The sequence below is a fragment of the Flavobacterium ginsengiterrae genome, from assembly GCF_039539785.1.
In the GTDB taxonomy this organism is placed as follows: domain Bacteria; phylum Bacteroidota; class Bacteroidia; order Flavobacteriales; family Flavobacteriaceae; genus Flavobacterium; species Flavobacterium ginsengiterrae.
Map to the genome: position 1 here is coordinate 849,013 of NZ_BAABDU010000004.1, position 18,225 is coordinate 867,237.

At 32.9% G+C, this 18,225-nt stretch carries 15 protein-coding genes; 14 read left to right on the forward strand and 1 reads right to left on the reverse strand.

Annotated features, from left to right (window positions below; genetic code table 11):
* Positions 1-59: 59 nt before the first annotated feature.
* Positions 60-797 (reverse strand): hypothetical protein, encoded by a 738-nt coding sequence (locus ABD859_RS14235; protein ID WP_345145282.1) that lies wholly within the window; start codon positions 795-797, stop codon positions 60-62.
* 302 nt (positions 798-1,099) lie between these two features.
* On the opposite strand from ABD859_RS14235, the gene rplS reads away from it, so the two are divergent.
* From rplS to ABD859_RS14305, 14 genes are all read left to right on the forward strand, one after another.
* A complete protein-coding gene (gene rplS, locus ABD859_RS14240; RefSeq protein ID WP_345145283.1) occupies positions 1,100-1,450 on the forward strand; it encodes a 50S ribosomal protein L19 in 351 nt (116 codons plus the stop codon).
* 283 nt (positions 1,451-1,733) lie between these two features.
* On the forward strand, positions 1,734-3,956 hold the full coding sequence (locus ABD859_RS14245) for an NADP-dependent isocitrate dehydrogenase (RefSeq protein WP_345145284.1): 2,223 nt from the start codon (positions 1,734-1,736) through the stop codon (positions 3,954-3,956).
* 145 nt (positions 3,957-4,101) lie between these two features.
* A complete protein-coding gene (locus ABD859_RS14250; protein ID WP_345145285.1) occupies positions 4,102-6,483 on the forward strand; it encodes a TonB-dependent receptor in 2,382 nt (793 codons plus the stop codon).
* Positions 6,484-6,516: 33 nt separating this feature from the next.
* Entirely contained in the window at positions 6,517-7,338 is an 822-nt protein-coding gene (locus tag ABD859_RS14255; RefSeq protein ID WP_345145286.1) for a DUF4249 domain-containing protein, read from the forward strand.
* Positions 7,339-7,346: 8 nt separating this feature from the next.
* Complete coding sequence (locus ABD859_RS14260; RefSeq protein ID WP_345145287.1) at positions 7,347-7,829, forward strand: GyrI-like domain-containing protein; 483 nt, start codon at positions 7,347-7,349, stop codon at positions 7,827-7,829.
* Between the two features lie 45 nt (positions 7,830-7,874).
* Complete coding sequence (locus ABD859_RS14265) at positions 7,875-8,315, forward strand: DinB family protein (RefSeq protein WP_345145288.1); 441 nt, start codon at positions 7,875-7,877, stop codon at positions 8,313-8,315.
* A 111-nt stretch (positions 8,316-8,426) separates the two neighbouring features.
* Positions 8,427-10,973 carry a T9SS type A sorting domain-containing protein gene (locus tag ABD859_RS14270; protein ID WP_345145289.1) on the forward strand — a complete coding sequence of 849 codons (2,547 nt, stop codon included), beginning with the start codon at positions 8,427-8,429 and terminating at the stop codon, positions 10,971-10,973.
* A gap of 124 nt (positions 10,974-11,097) precedes the next feature.
* Complete coding sequence (locus ABD859_RS14275) at positions 11,098-11,556, forward strand: RidA family protein (protein ID WP_345145290.1); 459 nt, start codon at positions 11,098-11,100, stop codon at positions 11,554-11,556.
* Positions 11,557-11,620: 64 nt separating this feature from the next.
* Positions 11,621-12,283, forward strand: coding sequence for a thiamine diphosphokinase (locus ABD859_RS14280; protein ID WP_345145291.1), 663 nt, complete (start codon positions 11,621-11,623; stop codon positions 12,281-12,283).
* An 89-nt stretch (positions 12,284-12,372) separates the two neighbouring features.
* On the forward strand, positions 12,373-13,461 hold the full coding sequence (gene rlmF / locus ABD859_RS14285; RefSeq protein ID WP_345145292.1) for a 23S rRNA (adenine(1618)-N(6))-methyltransferase RlmF: 1,089 nt from the start codon (positions 12,373-12,375) through the stop codon (positions 13,459-13,461).
* Between the two features lie 104 nt (positions 13,462-13,565).
* Positions 13,566-13,796 (forward strand): uroporphyrinogen decarboxylase, encoded by a 231-nt coding sequence (locus tag ABD859_RS14290; protein WP_345145293.1) that lies wholly within the window; start codon positions 13,566-13,568, stop codon positions 13,794-13,796.
* 92 nt (positions 13,797-13,888) lie between these two features.
* On the forward strand, positions 13,889-14,830 hold the full coding sequence (locus ABD859_RS14295; protein ID WP_345145294.1) for an alpha/beta fold hydrolase: 942 nt from the start codon (positions 13,889-13,891) through the stop codon (positions 14,828-14,830).
* Positions 14,831-14,876: 46 nt separating this feature from the next.
* On the forward strand, positions 14,877-16,868 hold the full coding sequence (gene uvrB / locus ABD859_RS14300) for an excinuclease ABC subunit UvrB (RefSeq protein WP_345145295.1): 1,992 nt from the start codon (positions 14,877-14,879) through the stop codon (positions 16,866-16,868).
* Between the two features lie 112 nt (positions 16,869-16,980).
* Positions 16,981-18,210 (forward strand): hypothetical protein, encoded by a 1,230-nt coding sequence (locus tag ABD859_RS14305; protein WP_345145296.1) that lies wholly within the window; start codon positions 16,981-16,983, stop codon positions 18,208-18,210.
* Positions 18,211-18,225: the final 15 nt, after the last annotated feature.

Sequence of the window (18,225 nt, forward strand, 5' to 3'; positions counted from 1 at the left end):
AGTCTCAGTTTTCAGAACTTAATAACTGAAAGCTGAGACTGAATACTGAGACTAAAAAATCACCCGTCATAATTCATTGAAATAATCGTTTTATTTGTTATTTCGAAATCCAGAATGTGATCCTGAGAAAAACTATCTCCCGCCGCAATAAAAGCTTCTATATCTTCCAAAGTCGTAATTGTTATAACCACTCGGTAAATATCTAAAGTATCATACCAGTCATTATCTGCCTTTTCATCTGTAAATTCATTGTTTTGATTATAAAATTCGATTAAATCGTTTTTACAATCTGCAAGCCATGATAAATATTCAGAAATAATATCAATATATTTCTCAGTTTCTGAATCTGGAAAATAGACTTCAATTTTATCTTTTACTGCTTTATTGAATATGACAATTTCTTTTTGAGGAATTCCAAACTTATATAAATCATTTTCAGAAACAACAAAATCAGATACAATTAATTTTGCCTGTTTTTTCTTTTCCTGCAGTTTTCTGATATCCTTAATAATAAAGTTGTTTCCATGAGTTTTTGCCTTTTGCTCCATTACATATAATTTAGAAACATCTTTTTGATTATTTACATCAGCTGTCTCTTTAAAAATATCATACGCCGACTCGTGAAACCCTAGAAGAATATACACGTTCGAAAGCACCTGATTATTTTCTTTTGTTCGATTTAGACTTTCTAACTCATTAAGCAAGTCATAAAGTTTTCCAACACTTTCTTTTGAACCGCCGGATTTTCTAAATTCGTTAGAAAACTCAATATATTCTTTTAAATAATTCCTTTCCATATAATTTTACCCTATAATTGCAGTCTGTTACTACGAATATAAGATTTTGTTTCAGAAAAGAATTACGCCTTTAGCCGCACTTACTGTTTTCAACCCGTTTTAACTGAAATCTGAGATTGTAAACTGAGGCTGAAAAAAACCAAAAAACGATACTAAAACACGTTTTATCAGTATCTTAAAATATTTTTCAATTTATAATTCATAATTTATAATTATTTTCTACATTTGCACCCGAATTAGACCAACCTCTGGCGAAATACGTGAATGTTGTTTTAAATAAACTTAATAATTATAAAATTATCATGGCAGATTTATTAAAGTTCGTTCAAAACGAATTCGTTGCTAAAAAAGATTTCCCTGAATTTGGAGCTGGAGATACTATCACAGTATTCTACGAAATTAAAGAGGGTGAAAAAACTAGAACTCAGTTTTTTAAAGGAGTTGTAATTCAAAGAAGAGGTTCTGGAACTACAGAAACTTTTACTATTCGTAAAATGTCTGGAGCTATTGGAGTTGAGCGTATCTTCCCAGTAAACTTACCAGCTTTACAAAAAATTGAAATCAATAAGAAAGGTGCTGTACGTAGAGCTAGAATTTTCTACTTCAGAGAACTTACTGGTAAAAAAGCTAAGATTAAAGATAAAAGAAGATAATCATTTATCAATCTGTTATAAAAAACTCGTTTCATACCAATTGAAACGAGTTTTTTTTATGCCTTTTTTATAGTCAATATCAAAACCGTAATTTTTTAATATCAAAATCGCCAATTTAGCAATTAATCAAGCGCGAATTAGCAATCTGATAATTCAAGCATTTCTAACTAAAACTACACCGTTTTCGGACTGTTTTTATTATATTTGCTCCGCTCGTTTTGAGCCGACTATACTTTTCATAAATCGTCATTCTGTGACGACACGCTTATAAAAAAAAAAAAAAATGACACAGAATTCAAAAATCTTTTACACCTTAACTGACGAGGCGCCATTATTAGCGACTTACTCTCTATTACCTATTGTACAAGCTTTTACTTCTACTGCTGGTATTGCAATTGAAACCAGAGACATCTCTTTGGCAGGAAGAATTTTATCTAATTTTCCTGAATCATTAACAGATGCTCAAAAAACAGGCGATGCTTTGGCTGAACTTGGTCAACTAGCAACACAGCCGGAAGCTAACATTATTAAATTACCAAACATTTCGGCTTCTGTACCGCAATTAAAAGCGGCTATTGCTGAATTACAATCTCATGGTTATAATGTTCCTAATTTCCCGGAAGATCCGCAAAATGATGCTGAAAAGGAAATTAAAGCTAAGTATGCAAAAGTTTTAGGTTCTGCAGTAAACCCGGTTTTACGTGAAGGTAACTCTGACCGTAGAGCGCCAAGAGCCGTTAAAAACTTTGCAAAAGCTAACCCGCACTCAATGGGTGCATGGTCTGCTGACTCAAAAACTAAGGTGGCTTCAATGTCTAATGGTGATTTCTACGGAAGTGAAAAATCATTGACTGTAAATGAAGCTAATGATGTAAAAATTGAATTCGTTGCTAAAGATGGTTCTACAACCGTTCTTAAAGCTAGTACGCCATTAAAAGCGGGTGAAATTATTGACAGCTCTGTTTTAAGCGTAAAAAAATTAAAAGCATTTGCTGCTGATGCAATTGCCGAAGCTAAAGCGGCAGGAGTTTTACTTTCTGTACACTTAAAAGCTACAATGATGAAAGTTTCTGATCCAATTATCTTTGGCGCTATCGTTGAAGTATATTTTGCAGATGTTTTCAAAAAATACGAATCTTTATTCGCTGAATTAAATGTTGACACTAAAAACGGTTTAGGCGATATCTACGCTAAAATTGCCGGAAGACCTGAACAAGCAGAAGTTGAAGCTGCTATTGATCAGGCTATCGCTAACGGACCAGCTTTAGCAATGGTTAATTCTGATAAAGGAATCACAAACTTACACGTTCCATCTGACGTTATTGTTGACGCTTCTATGCCGGCAATGATTCGTACTTCTGGACAAATGTGGAACAAAGAAGGAAAAGCACAAGATACATTTGCTCTTATTCCGGATCGTTCTTATGCCGGAGTTTATACAGCAACAATTGATTTCTGTAAAAAACACGGTGCTTTTGATCCTAAAACAATGGGAAGCGTTCCAAACGTTGGTTTAATGGCTCAAAAAGCAGAAGAATACGGATCTCACGATAAAACTTTCCAAATGAAAGCTGACGGAGTTGTTCGTGTGGTTGATGCAAACGGAAATGTTTTAATGGAACAAAACGTTGAAACAAACGATATTTTCAGAATGTGTCAGGCAAAAGATGCTCCAATTCAGGACTGGGTTAAATTAGCTGTAAACAGAGCTCGTTTATCTAGCACTCCTGCTGTTTTCTGGTTAGACGAAAACAGAGCACACGATAGAGAATTAATCGTAAAAGTTCAAAAATATCTTAAAGATTACGATACAACAAACTTAGATATTAGAATCTTAAACCCAATTGCTGCTACAGAATTTACTTTAGACAGAATCATCAAAGGTTTAGATACTATCTCTGTAACAGGAAACGTTTTACGTGACTACTTAACAGATTTATTCCCAATTTTAGAATTAGGAACTTCTGCAAAAATGTTATCTATCGTTCCATTAATGAATGGTGGTGGATTGTTCGAAACTGGTGCCGGAGGTTCTGCTCCAAAACACGTTGAGCAATTTACAGAAGAAGGATACTTACGTTGGGATTCTCTTGGAGAATTTTTAGCTCTTGGTGCTTCTTTAGAGCATTTAGGACAAACTCAGGATAATGCAAAAGCTCTTATTTTATCTGAAACTTTAGATCAGGCAAACGATAAATTCCTTGCTAACGATAAATCTCCAGCTCGTAAAGTGGGACAAATCGACAACCGTGGTTCTCACTTCTATTTAGCATTCTATTGGGCTCAGGCTTTAGCTGCTCAAACAAAAGATGCTGAATTAAAAGCAATCTTTACTCCAATTGCTGCTGAATTTGAAGCTAACGAAGCTAAAATCGACGCTGAGCTAATTGGTGCACAAGGAAAAGCTCAAAATATTGGCGGATACTACCAGCCAACTCCGGAATTAGTAAGTAAAGCAATGCGTCCTAGCGAAACATTCAATACTATTATTTCTAAAATTAAATAATTTAGACGCACTGATGTGCATCTCTATAATAACTAAAGGACAGCTTAAACAGCTGTCCTTTTTTATTATCTTAACTTATGTTTAACAAAAGTTCGCCCGTAATATTTAGTAAGAATTAGTATCTATGTATATCAAAACCAGTGCAATGATTACAAAAAAAATCGGCCTTCTCATAATTGTTATCCTTACAGCTTTTACTTCTTTTTCTCAGGAAAAATTTACTTTAAGCGGCACCATAAAAGACTCAAAAAATAATGAAACCTTAATTGGCGTCAATATCTATATACCGGCACTAAAAATTGGAACTACGACAAACGAATATGGATTTTATTCCTTAACCGCTCCAAAAGGCGAATATCAAGTAGAAATCAGTTATGTTGGATATCAAACCCTTCAGCAGCAAATTGCTTTAAATCAAAATACAAAAAACAATTTCTCCATCAGCGAAAGCGGCGAAGAACTTCAGGAAGTCATTATTAAAGACAACAAAGGCAAAATAAACATTAAATCACCAGAAATGAGCGTTAATAAACTCTCTATTTCAACCATAAAAAAAATGCCTGTGGTTTTAGGTGAAGTCGACGTTTTAAAATCAATTTTATTACTCCCAGGAGTTACAAATGCAGGCGAAGGCGCATCAGGCTTTAATGTTCGGGGCGGAGGCGCAGATCAAAATTTAATTTTACTGGACGAAGCCACGATTTTTAATTCTTCACATGTTTTTGGATTCTTTTCTGTTTTTAATCCTGATGCTATTAAGGATTTAAAATTATATAAAGGCGGCATTCCGGCCAGATTTGGCGGACGTGCTTCTTCTGTTTTGGAAATTTACCAAAAAGACGGAAGCAGTAAAGATTTTCATGTAAACGGCGGTATTGGTTTAATTTCAAGCCGGCTTCTTTTAGAAGGCCCGATAGTAAAAGACAAAGGTTCTTTTTTAATTGGCGGAAGAGCTTCGTATGCCCATTTATTTTTAAAACTTTCAGAAGATAATAAAGATAATTCTGCTTATTTCTATGATTTAAACACAAAACTGAGTTATAAACTAAACGATAACAACAGTTTATATTTATCAGGATATTTTGGGCGCGATGTTTTCAGTTTAAATAAAAGTTTTACCAATACGTATGGAAATTCAACTTTAAATCTTCGCTGGAATCATTTATACTCTAATAAACTATTCTCAAACCTGTCTTTAATTTACAGCGATTATTATTATGGACTCGATTTAGATTATGTAGGTTTTAAATGGGATTCCGGAATTAAAAACTACAATATTAAGTACGATTTCAAACATTACATTTCTGATAAATTCAAATTAAATTACGGCTTAAACGGAATTTATTATGACTTTAATCCCGGTACAATTAAGCCAAGCGGTACAAATTCCGGAATTAATCCCGACCAGTTAGACCGAAAATATGCTTTTGAGCCTTCGGTTTATTTAGATGCCGAAAATCAGCTTTCTAAAAAAATTACGGTTGCTTACGGTTTACGATACAGTTTATTTTACAGATTAGGCTCATCGACTGTTAATTACTACGACAATAACAGTCCGGTTGTTTTTAATTCTGATATGCAGATCTATGAAAAAGGAACTCCAACTTCAACAAAATACTTCGGCAAAAACAAAGTAATTCAGGATTATAATAATCTGGAACCCAGACTTGCCGTTTCGTATCAATTAAATGACGATCAGTCTATAAAAGCCAGTTATAACAGAATGGCGCAATATCTTCAGTTGATTTCAAACACCTCATCGCCTACGCCTCTCGATGTCTGGATGCCAAGTGATAATTACATTAAACCCCAAATTGCAGATCAGGTTGCGGTAGGATATTTTAGAAATATTAAAGAAGGTGCCTATTCGCTTGAAGCAGAAACTTTCTACAAAAAAATTCAAAACAGATTAGATTATATAGATGGCGCTGATTTAATTGCAAACAATGCCATCGAGCAAGTAATCTTAAACGGAAGAATGCGTGCTTATGGTTTAGAAATTATGGTTAAGAAAAATGAAGGCAGATTTAATGGCTGGATTTCTTATACTTTATCAAAATCAGAACAGCAGACTCCGGGAAGAACTCCTGAAGAAATTGGAATTAATAATGGTCAATGGTACAGTTCTGCGTATGACAAAACACATAATCTGGCAATTACCTCAGCTTATAATTTAAACGAAAAATGGTCTTTTGGCGCTAACTTTGCCCTGCAGTCCGGACAGCCGGTTACGTATCCAAACGGGCAATATGAATATTTAGGAATTGTAGTTCCTAGTTATGGCCTTAGAAATGAAAACCGACTTCCGTCGTATCATCATTTAGATATTTCGGCTACTTTAACACCCAGAAAAAACAAAGACAGAAACTGGAAAGCAGAATGGGTTTTCAGTATTTACAATTTATACAACCGCAGTAATGCCGCTTCGATTAATTTTAGGCAAAATTCTGATACTGGAGTCAACGAAGCAGTACGATTATCAATTTTCGGAATTGTTCCTGCGGTAAGCTATAATTTTAAATTTTAAGCTGAATCTTTTTTAAGTAAAAACATAAATTTCATGAAAAAAGTAATTTTAGTATTCGTTATACTCACATCGATTTTCTTCTACAGCTGCGAAGATGTTGTTGATGTTGATCTCGATACTGCACCTCCAAAATTGGTAATAGAAGCTGCTATAAATTGGGAAAAAGGTACAACCGGAAAGCAGCAGACTATAAAATTAACGACAACAACCGGCTATTTTGATAATGTAATTCCAACTGTTTCCGGAGCAGTAATTTATGTTAAAAACAGCGGTGGACAGCAGTTTAATTTTAGTGAAATTCAAAAAACAGGACGTTATGTGTGTAATGATTTTGTTCCAAAAATTGACGAAGTTTATACTTTAACCGTTATTAGCAATGGTAATACTTATACGGCAGAAGAAACATTAAAATCTATAGCGCCCATTACCAGAATCGAACAGAATAATGAAGGCGGTTTTACAGGAAAAGATATCGAAATCAGATCTTATTTTAATGACCCGGCAGATGAAAATAATTTCTACTTATATAAATACCTTTATTCTAACAAAATAACTTCTAATTTTTATGTAGATGAAGATAAATTCTTTCAGGGTAACGAGTTTTTCAGTGTTTCAGATGACGAAGATTTAAAACCAGGCGACGAAATTGAAATCACTCATTTTGGCATTTCAAAACAATACTACAACTATATGAGTATTTTAGTAAGCATTGCCGGAAGCAATGTTGGCGGCCCTTTTCAATCACCTCCAGCAACCGTAAAAGGGAATATTATTAATACAACCGATAAAGCAAATTATCCGTTAGGATATTTTTCGCTTAGTGAAAAACAAACCAAAAAATTCACAATAGAATAATTTAAACCATGGAAGCCAGAATTGAAACTTTAACTGAAAAAAAACTCATAGGAAAACACATTGATATGTCGTTTATAGAAAACAAAACATTTCAATTATGGAGCAGTTTTATGCCTCATCGAAAAAACATCAAAAACAGAGTTGATGATAATTTGTATTCGCTTGAAGTGTACACACCCAATCATTTTGACAATTTTGATCCTTCTAAATCATTTCAAAAATGGGCCGCAGTCGAAGTAGAAAATCTGGAGAGTGTTCCGGCAGATATGGAAACTTTAATTGTTCCTGATGGCTTATACGCTGTTTTTCTTCATCGTGGTCCAGCTTCAGAAGCGCACAGAACCTATCATCCCATTTTTGCAGAATGGCTTCCCAATTCAAAATATACTGTTGATGACAGACCTCATTTTGCTGTAATGGATCATAAATACAAAAAAGACGATCCTGATTCTGAAGAAGAAATATGGATTCCTATAAAAAACAGAGACTGATTTTCCGGCAGTAGATTATTCTTCTTAACTTTCATCAAAAAAAGCATGTTAATCGAAACACTAAAAATACTTTTCAACAGAGATTTAAATAAACTTAAATTCGAAATTGAATCGTATGAATACGAAAATCAAATCTGGGCAGTAGAAAAAAATATTTCAAATTCCGGCGGTAACCTCTGTCTGCATTTAATTGGTAATATTAATACTTACATTGGAGCCGAAATAGGAAAAACCGGCTACATTCGAAACCGCCCTTTAGAGTTTTCTTTAAAAGACATTCCAAGAGCAGAATTAATCCAGAAAATTGAAGATACTATTTTGGTTGTAAACAATGCTTTGGATTCTTTAACCGAAGCAGATTTGACAGCCATATATCCGCAGATTGTTTTTGAAAAAGAAATGACAACCGGATTTTTCTTAGTTCATCTTGCCACACATTTGGGTTATCATTTAGGACAGATAAATTATCATAGAAGACTGTTCTAAAAAACACTTATTTAAAATGATTTTATTAACAAAAGAAATAGGAATAAAAAAAACAAACTTTTTTTGATACAAATAAAACATTAACAATATATTTGGTACAAAAAAAAACATATGAAAAAAAACTACTTCTTGTTATTATTTTGTTTTATCTTTCTATGCAGTAATGCGCAAATATCTTCAGATTCTGATCCAAGTTTCGACAACAAAGACTATTCGCCCAATATTTCCACTTTGTTTACCAAGCAATTTGCTTTACAACCAGATGGAAAATTAATCGTAGCAGGAAATTCGTGTGCTTATAAATTGTTTAATAATAAGTATGAAGTAAGTGGGAAAAATATTATGAGGTTAAATAAAGACTTATCAATTGATAATTCTTTTAATGTAGGTTCTGGATTTAGTACTGCACCTGGTGATATCGTTGTGCAGCCAAATGGTAAGATATTAGCATGTGGAGGATTTACGACATATAATGACAAAGCAGTAAAAAAAATCATAAGGTTAAATTCAGATGGCACAATTGACGATACCTTTAACCTTAACGAAGGAGGTTTTAATTCGTTTTCTGTTACAAATATCCGGTCGATAAAATTACAGCCTGATGGTAAAATGATTGTTATCGGAACTTTTTTTATTACTATTTATCAAACTTTTACCGCTCAAAATATTATGCGGCTAAATGCAGATGGAAGTGTTGATAAAACTTTTCGAACAAATTTCTCTTATGAAACATTCAAATTGGAATTACAAAATGATGGAAAAATAGTAAGAGTATATAAAAATACATTTAATCAAGAAGCAAGTTATAAAATTGACAGATTGAATCCTGATGGAAGTATTGACACTGGATTTACGGCAATTGAAGGATTCGGTAGAATTTGTTCTTCAAACACTGTTGATTATGACAACATGTACGATTGCAAGCTTGCCATACAGAGTGATGGAAAGATACTATTTGGAGGATGTTACACATCTTTTAAAAATCTTGATACAAGAGGATTAATGAGGTTTAATAGTGATGGGACTAAAGATACTTCGTTTACTTATGTTTTACCTGGACAGCCAATGGCAACCGTAAAAGATTTTGTTCTTCTTCCTAATGACAAAATATTGACCCACAAATTAGTTTATATCAATAGCGATGGGTCTACTGACAACACTGTTATTGCTAAATTAGATAAAAACACAAATTCAAGCAAAGTTTTATTAATTCCGGACAATAAAGTGATAGTTTGTACTGACAATACTATAACCCAATCAGGAACTTCAACTTACACAAATAAATTTATCAAACTAGATTTGACTACGTCTGAAATAAATTTAGAGCAGCAGCCTAGTACTTTTTATCCAGGAAATGATATTGTAGAAAAACCAAATGGTGATATTGTTGTTTTGGGATATAGTAAAAACATATCTAACATGAAATATCATGATGGAATGAAATTGTTAAACAAAAATGGAAATCTAATCTATAATCAAAAATTATATCAAAATGTTTTCACGTCAACTGTTAATGATAACAGTCAATTCAAAAAGGCAATAGTTCAGCCAGATAATAAAATTATTGTGTCTAAAATTGAATCTACTGGCGCTAATAGTTTAGTTAGATACAATGATGATTTTTCTTTGGATACATCATTTAATCAAGTTCCTATTTATGGAGCAATTTACAATTTAACGTTACTTCCAGATGGAAAAATTTTAGCTCTTTCAGGTAATGAGAATGACCCATTAATAAGACTAAACAGTGACGGATCTAAAGATGTTACATTTTCTATATCGGCTAAAGGCTTTAATAATATCTGCTATGATGCAATTGTTCAAGAAGACGGAAAAATACTTGTTGCTGGTAATTTTACCTCACTTAACGGAAAAAATGTAAATAGAATTGTGAGATTTAATATTGATGGAACACTTGATAATACATTTAAGTCTGATGAGAATTTAAGTGGATTTATCTATAAATTAGGTCTGCAGTCTAACGGAAAAATTATAATTGCAGGATCATTCGAATTTAATTCAACAATAAATAAGTCCTGCGTTTTAAAACGTTTAAATATTGATGGAACAACAGATACATCATTTACTCCATACTACTCTACAAAGGTAGGACATTTAGTGAGAGGTTTTCTAGTAGAGTCTACTAATGAAATTCTACTGTTTACTAATCTTAACAGCGCTACTGAATATCAAGCAAATGATTTTAAGCGCCTTCATGTTGATGGAGAAATTGACACTTCGTTTGATTCCGGAGAAGGATTTAATGGCAATATTACCTCAATAAAATTGCAAAAAGATGGAAAACTATTAGTGACAGGAAATTTTTCAAAATATAAAGACCTCTGGTCTAATGGAACAATTCGTTTAATAGGACATAACAATACACTAAGCACACCGGATTTTGCATTAGAAAATAAGGCAGATTCTAATTTTACATTATTTCCAAATCCAGTAAAAAATGAACTAAACATCACATCAAAAGAAAATACCTCCATAACTTCAATTCAGATTTATAATATTTTGGGTGAATCATTAGTAGATTTAAAAAATAAAAAAACATTTTCTGCTATTGATATTTCAAACTTAAATAATGGAATTTATTTTATTCGAATAAATTCCAACAAAGGAAATTCAACACATAAATTTTTAAAAAACTAAAAAATGCCCTCATGAACGAGGGCTTTTTTTATATTATAGAATAACTTCGATCTCTCAACATATGTAAATGTTTTAAAAATTAGAATTCAGAAACCTTTGTACTCTTAATTTTAATTTTTAAAACATGAAACATTTAATTGCACTTGCATTATGTCTTTTTATATTTCAGACAAAAGCACAGACTTTTAAAAATCCAAAGTCGCTGTTTGATCCATCTCCGTATGGTTTCAGCCATGCATCTTCTGTAAAAACACCCGGCGAACTGGTTTATATTTCCGGCCAAAGCGGCGGTTTAGGAAAAGAGCATACTTTAAATCCTGATTTTAGAATTCAGGTTCAAACTGCTTTGCAAAACTTAACCACAATTCTTGACAGTTATTCTTTAAAACCAGAAAACGTCATGAAAATTACGATTCTGATTGTCGATCATTCTTCAGAAAAACTAAAAATCTGGGAAGAAGAAATAAGCAAAACATGGAAAAACAAATCATTTCCAGCCAGCACACTGATTCCGGTTCCAAAATTAGCACTTGACGGAATGTTAATTGAAGTTGATGCCGTTGCTTTTAAGTCTTTAAACTAAATAGATTTAGGGCAAAGTCCATAACTTTTGTACCTTTGGGACACATTCTAAAATTGAAATCTAAATGTCTTCACACCATATTGTACGCGATGATCAAGAACCAGCTTTAATTATTGCAAATGGCGCTGCCTGTAATCCGGAACTTTTAGGACAGTTATTAGAATGGTCTCCGCTGGTTGTTGTTCTTGATTCTGCTATTGAAAGAGTAATCGAATTAGGAATTAAAGTTGATGTGCTTTTAGGCGATTTTGACCGCGGTTTTGATCCCGAAATTTACAAAACTTCACAATATCCTATCGAAATTGTACATACTCCGGATCAGGATAAAACCGATCTTGAAAAAGCTTTTGATTATCTCATTGAAAGAAAAATTCCAGCCGTAAACGTAGTCTGGGCAACCGGAAAACGTGCAGATCATACCATTACAAATCTTACCAATATTGTTCGTTATCGCAATTTAATTAAAATCGTAATTCTGGACGACCACTCAAAAATATTTCTGATGCCAAACAAATTCGAAAAATGGTATACCGCCAATACTCCTATTTCATTGATTCCGATTGGTGTTGTAAATGGTATTTTTTCGACGAACTTAAAATATCCTTTAAACAATGATACTTTAACAATGGGATACAGAACCGGAAGCAGTAATTCTGTTTTAGAAGACGGTCTCGTAACGATTTCTCATTCTAATGGAGATTTGCTTTTAATGGAATGTTTTGATTAAAGAACAGTAATAATTAAAATATGTGTCGTTTTTATGGAATTTTTATTCCCAAAAAAGGAATATGTATCTTTGAAACGAAATAAATGAAAATGACAACAAACGACAATTCCGAAAAAAATAATTTGCATCCACGAAATCTTCACCGTTCACGTTACGATTTTGAACTTCTAATTTCGAATTGTCCGGAGTTAAAACAATATGTTTCAATCAATAAACATCAAATCGAAACCATTGATTTTAGTAATCCCGGTGCAGTAAAAACTTTAAACAAAGCTTTACTAAAAACATATTACAACATTGATTTCTGGAATATCCCTGCAAATTATCTCTGCCCTCCTATTCCGGGGCGAGCAGATTATATTCATTACATTGCTGATTTATTAACAGAAACCAATAACAATCAGCTTCCTGACGGAAATTCGGTTTTAGGATTAGATATAGGAACAGGTGCAAATTTAATTTATCCAATTTTAGGAAATTCAATTTACAAATGGGCTTTTGTTGCTACAGATATCGACAAAAAAGCAATTGAAAACTGCAGTAAAATAATCGAATCAAATCCGCGGTTAATTGATGGTATTAGTTTACAGCAGCAAACAGAACCCCGTTTTATTTTCAAAAACATAATAACTCCTGAGGATCGTTTTACATTTACGATGTGCAATCCGCCTTTTCATGCTTCGGCAGAAGAAGCAAACAAAAGTGCATCACGAAAAGTATCAAACTTAAATCCGAGAGAAAAAAGAAACACAAATCCTGTTCTTAACTTTGGCGGTCAAAATGCCGAATTATGGTGCAAAGGCGGAGAAATTGCCTTTATTACCCAAATGATTTACGAAAGTGCCAAATATGCTTCGCAGTGTTTATGGTTCACTACTTTGGTTTCTAAAAAAGAAAATCTTTCAGCTATTTACAAAACTTTAAAAAAGGTAAATGCCGTTTCTGTAAAAACAATTGAAATGTCGCAGGGACAAAAAAACAGCCGTATTGTGGCGTGGAGTTTCTTAAATCATGCATTACAAAAAAAATGGATTTTAGACAGCCAAAATAAAACCTCTGAAAAAAACTTGGAAAGCTATAATAATGATTTAAAAATTGCTGAAAAAGACATAGAAAATGGCGATTTTTATTCTCATGAAGAAATGAAGAATAAAATTAATCAGTGGAAAAACAAATAATTGTTTACAAAAAACAAAAACTTAAAAATCTCATTTCCAATACAAAACCTTGATTTTATAATTTGCTTTTGCTAAATTTATTTAAACAATTAAATATCAAGGAAATGGCAGAATATATTGGTTATCTCGCATCTGTTTTTATTGTTGGAGGTTTTATGCTTAAAAACCTCAGAACAATTCGGTTTATTAATATGTTTGGCTGTATTTGTTTTGTTATTTACGGCATCTTTATAAATAATTATCACGATTTTAACCAATGGCTTTGGCCTGTCATTATTCCAAATGCAATTCTGGCGTTGGTTCAGGTTTATTTTTTGATATCCAAAAAAGAATAAATCTTAAAATTATGATACTTTAAAACAAAATTCTGATACATTTTTCGCTTACGATAATGGTAACTTTAAGTTCAAAATTGAATTTTATTACCATGTTAAAACTTTATTCTCGTCTGGCAATAGTACTATTTTTAGTTACAAGCTGTGCTTCTACCAAAAAAGCAAAATTTGAAGATTATGTTTTTAAAACCCGAAATGAAGAACAAAAATACCAAAGTGCTTATAACAAAGCATTAAAACTCTGGGATGTTCCTTATACAGAAGAAGATGTAAAAACGAGCTTTGGGACTGCACATGTAATTTTGGCGGGACCAAAAAACGGAAAAAATTTAGTACTGCTCCACGGTATGGATGCCAGTTCTACTATGTGGTATCCAAACATAAAAGCTTTGGCAAAAAATCATCGTATTTATGCCATCGATTTTATAATGGAACCTAACAAATCAAATTTAACGGCCAAACCACTTTCATCAGAAGATATTTTAGTTTTTTATAATGAAGTTTTCAATTATTATAAATTAAAGAAATTCGATATTGTGGGCGCATCAAGAGGCGGCTGGATTGCAACATTATTAGCCACACAAAAGCCAAATTCAATTGATAAAATTGTTTTATTGAGTCCGGCGCAAACATTTAAATTTATAGACAAAGTTGGCAAAACAACTTCGGCATTAATGCTGAAACTTTTTCCAAGCGAACATAAATTTGGCAAAACACTTTCGACATTTTCCACTCATCCCGAAAAAATAAGTCATGTGTACAAAAGACAGTTTTATTTAGCCAATAAATATGCAAAATCAAATTCAAGCATGCTTAAAATGCATCCGTTTTCAGACAAAGAATTACAATCAATTCAAAATCCTGTTTTGGTTTTAATTGGCGATAAAGACGTTATTAATTCTGAAGAAAGTTTAGAACGGGCGCAAAAACATTTAAAAAACAGTAAAACAAAAATCGTAAAAGATGCCGGTCATTTTTTAACAATCGATCAGTCAAAAATTACCAATGATGCGGTTATTAATTTTTTAGATTAGCATACAAACTTTGTATCTTTACAATCCTAATTTTCATCAGCAACAAATGGGTTTTCAAGTAACTTCAGAATATAGTCCAAAAGGAGATCAGCCTCAAGCCATACAAAAACTGGCTCAAGGTGTAGTCGACGGAGAAAAATATCAAACTTTATTAGGAGTTACAGGATCCGGTAAAACTTTTACTGTAGCTAATGTTATTCAGGAAGTACAGCGTCCGACTTTAGTTTTGGCACACAACAAAACTTTGGCTGCACAGTTGTATTCAGAATTCAAACAATTTTTCCCTAACAATGCAGTTGAATACTTCGTATCCTACTACGACTATTATCAGCCGGAAGCTTTTATGCCCGTAACAGGCGTTTTTATTGAAAAAGATTTATCTATCAATGAAGAGCTCGAAAAAATGCGTTTAAGCACCACTTCTTCGCTTCTTTCAGGCCGTCGCGACGTTTTGGTTGTGGCATCGGTTTCATGCTTGTATGGTATTGGAAACCCTGTTGAATTTAAAAAGAATGTCATCGAAATTACCAGAGATCAGGTTATTTCGAGAACAAAACTATTACATAGTCTGGTGCAGAGTTTATATGCCAGAACTGAAGCTGATTTTAATCCCGGGACTTTTAGAATTAAAGGCGACACGGTTGAAATATATCCAAGTTATGCAGATGATGCGTACAGAGTACACTTTTTTGGCGACGAAATCGAAGAAATAGAATCTTTTGATGCCAAGACCTCACAAGTCATTGAAAAATTTAAAAGACTAACTATTTATCCTGCCAATATGTTCGTGACTTCTCCGGAAGTGCTGCAAGGCGCTATTTGGGAAATCCAGCAGGATTTAGTAAAACAAGTAGATTATTTTAAAGAAATAGGAAAACATCTCGAAGCAAAACGTCTGGAAGAAAGAACCAATTTTGATTTAGAAATGATCCGTGAATTAGGATACTGCTCCGGAATTGAAAATTATTCGCGTTATCTTGACGGAAGACAAGCCGGAACAAGACCTTTCTGTCTTTTAGATTATTTTCCAAGTGATTATTTAATGGTTGTAGACGAAAGTCACGTAACCGTTTCTCAGGTTCACGCCATGTATGGCGGCGACAGAAGCCGTAAAGAAAACCTGGTTGAATATGGTTTCCGTCTGCCTGCTGCAATGGATAACCGCCCTTTAAAATTCGAAGAATTTGAAGCGCTCCAAAATCAGGTAATATATGTTTCTGCAACTCCTGCCGATTATGAATTACAAAAATCAGATGGTATTTATGTTGAACAGATTATTCGTCCTACAGGATTACTAGATCCAGTTATTGAAGTACGTCCGAGTTTAAATCAGATTGATGATTTAATTGAAGAAATTCAGGTTCGATGCGAATTAGACGAAAGAGTTTTGGTTACCACTTTAACCAAAAGAATGGCCGAAGAATTAGCTAAATACCTTACCAAAGTCAGTATTCGATGCCGTTACATACATTCTGAAGTGGATACGTTAGAACGTATTGAAATTATGCAGGATTTACGAAAAGGTATTTTTGATGTTTTAATTGGGGTTAACTTACTTCGTGAAGGTCTGGATTTACCAGAAGTTTCTCTTGTAGCTATTTTAGATGCTGATAAAGAAGGTTTCTTAAGAAATCATCGTTCGCTAACGCAGACTATTGGGCGTGCAGCGAGAAACTTAAACGGAAAAGCCATTATGTATGCCGATAAAATAACGGCCAGCATGCAGAGAACAATTGACGAAACCAATTACCGCAGAACAAAACAGATTAACTTTAACGTAGAAAATAATATAACACCTCAGGCATTAAACAAAAAAATAGAAAGTGCCTTTACCAAAAATCCTTTGGTAGAATACGAATTAGGACATACTTTACCTGTCGCTGCAGAACCGGAAACGGCTTATATGTCTAAAGCCGATTTAGAAAAACTAATTCGCGAAAAACGAAAATCTATGGAAAAAGCAGCAAAAGAATTAGATTTTATGCAGGCTGCCAAACTTCGTGACGATATCAAAAAATTACAAGAACAGCTTCCTTAAAAACCTTATTCTAAAAAAGTTAAAACACAAAAAAAGAAATTCATTTTTTAAAAATTAACCAATCTAATCTTTTTAAAATTTATTAGATTTATCAAAATTTTTAAATTCTAAAATGAGATATTATTTACTGTTTTTTGGTTTTTTATTATTTAATGGTTTTACAATTGCGCAAACTGACAGAAATAATTTTTGGAATGAAGAAATAGAAAATTCATCTGATATTATAAAACCACATACGCTCTCGACGCATCCTTTTGGAATTTATATTTCAAGATTAAATCACAATTTTAACGTTCGTTCGACAGATAAATACTCATTTTCATTTGAAGTTTCAAGCGGGAATGTTGTGCTTCCTTATGTAAAATCATACGAACTCACTGATCCAGATGATCGCGAAAGATCTAAAAATCAGCCTTGGCATACCCGCGAATATTCATTTGATTTAAGCAAAGTTCCATCTAAGATAAAAGAATTTGAGGCTGATGGCGTTATCAGGTCATATCGCTTCGATTTTACGCTTCCCATAACCGTAAATCATGAAATTAACTTTAGTCTTCGGGTTAATTCACTCGACAGAGGAAAATATCCATATTCTGTTTTCACTTCAGATGAATCAATCGAATGGTTTCATCGCAACATTGCCGGCGGAAATGATCCTTTTTCAAGATACCATTACGGCATTAATAAAGCCGGAATATTATATAAAGATGAAAATGACAAAGTGCTGAAAATGGATAATAACAATTTTACCATTCCGGGAATTGATATTAATTATACTTTTTATCCAAAATTAGAAATGAATGAAAAACATCATATCTATTTAAATTTTGGAGCTCAGCTTGGCGTTAATACTTCAAAATACAATCCCGCTGCCGATTTTGGGATTTCATCTTCTATCCTCAAAAAAATGATCATTATGGATAAAAATATTTTAAGTTTTGGTTTAAGTGCAGGTGTTTTACGTCAGCATATTTTTGAATACGGCGACGGGGTAAACCTCAGTAATCAGGATTTTTTATGCAGTTTTGAAGGTCTTATTAATTACAAAGTTAAACTTAGAAACCATAATCGTATTTCATACGGCATAAACTATAATTTCCAGAATTCTTATAATAAGAAAAAAGATATGGATTATATCGTTTTAACCGGAGAACGGATAAATACACACTGGCAGAAAACAATATCTCACTTATATGAAGATTTAGAAGGATGGAGCGCAATTTGTACTTATTCTACGAAGCGATTTTCTTATTTTGTGTATCTTCGGGAAGATTTAAATTTAGATAATGCACCAGATTTACAAACCGGCATTGGAGTAAAAATGTCAATTAAAAAGAGTTAGAATTCTATTTTTTCA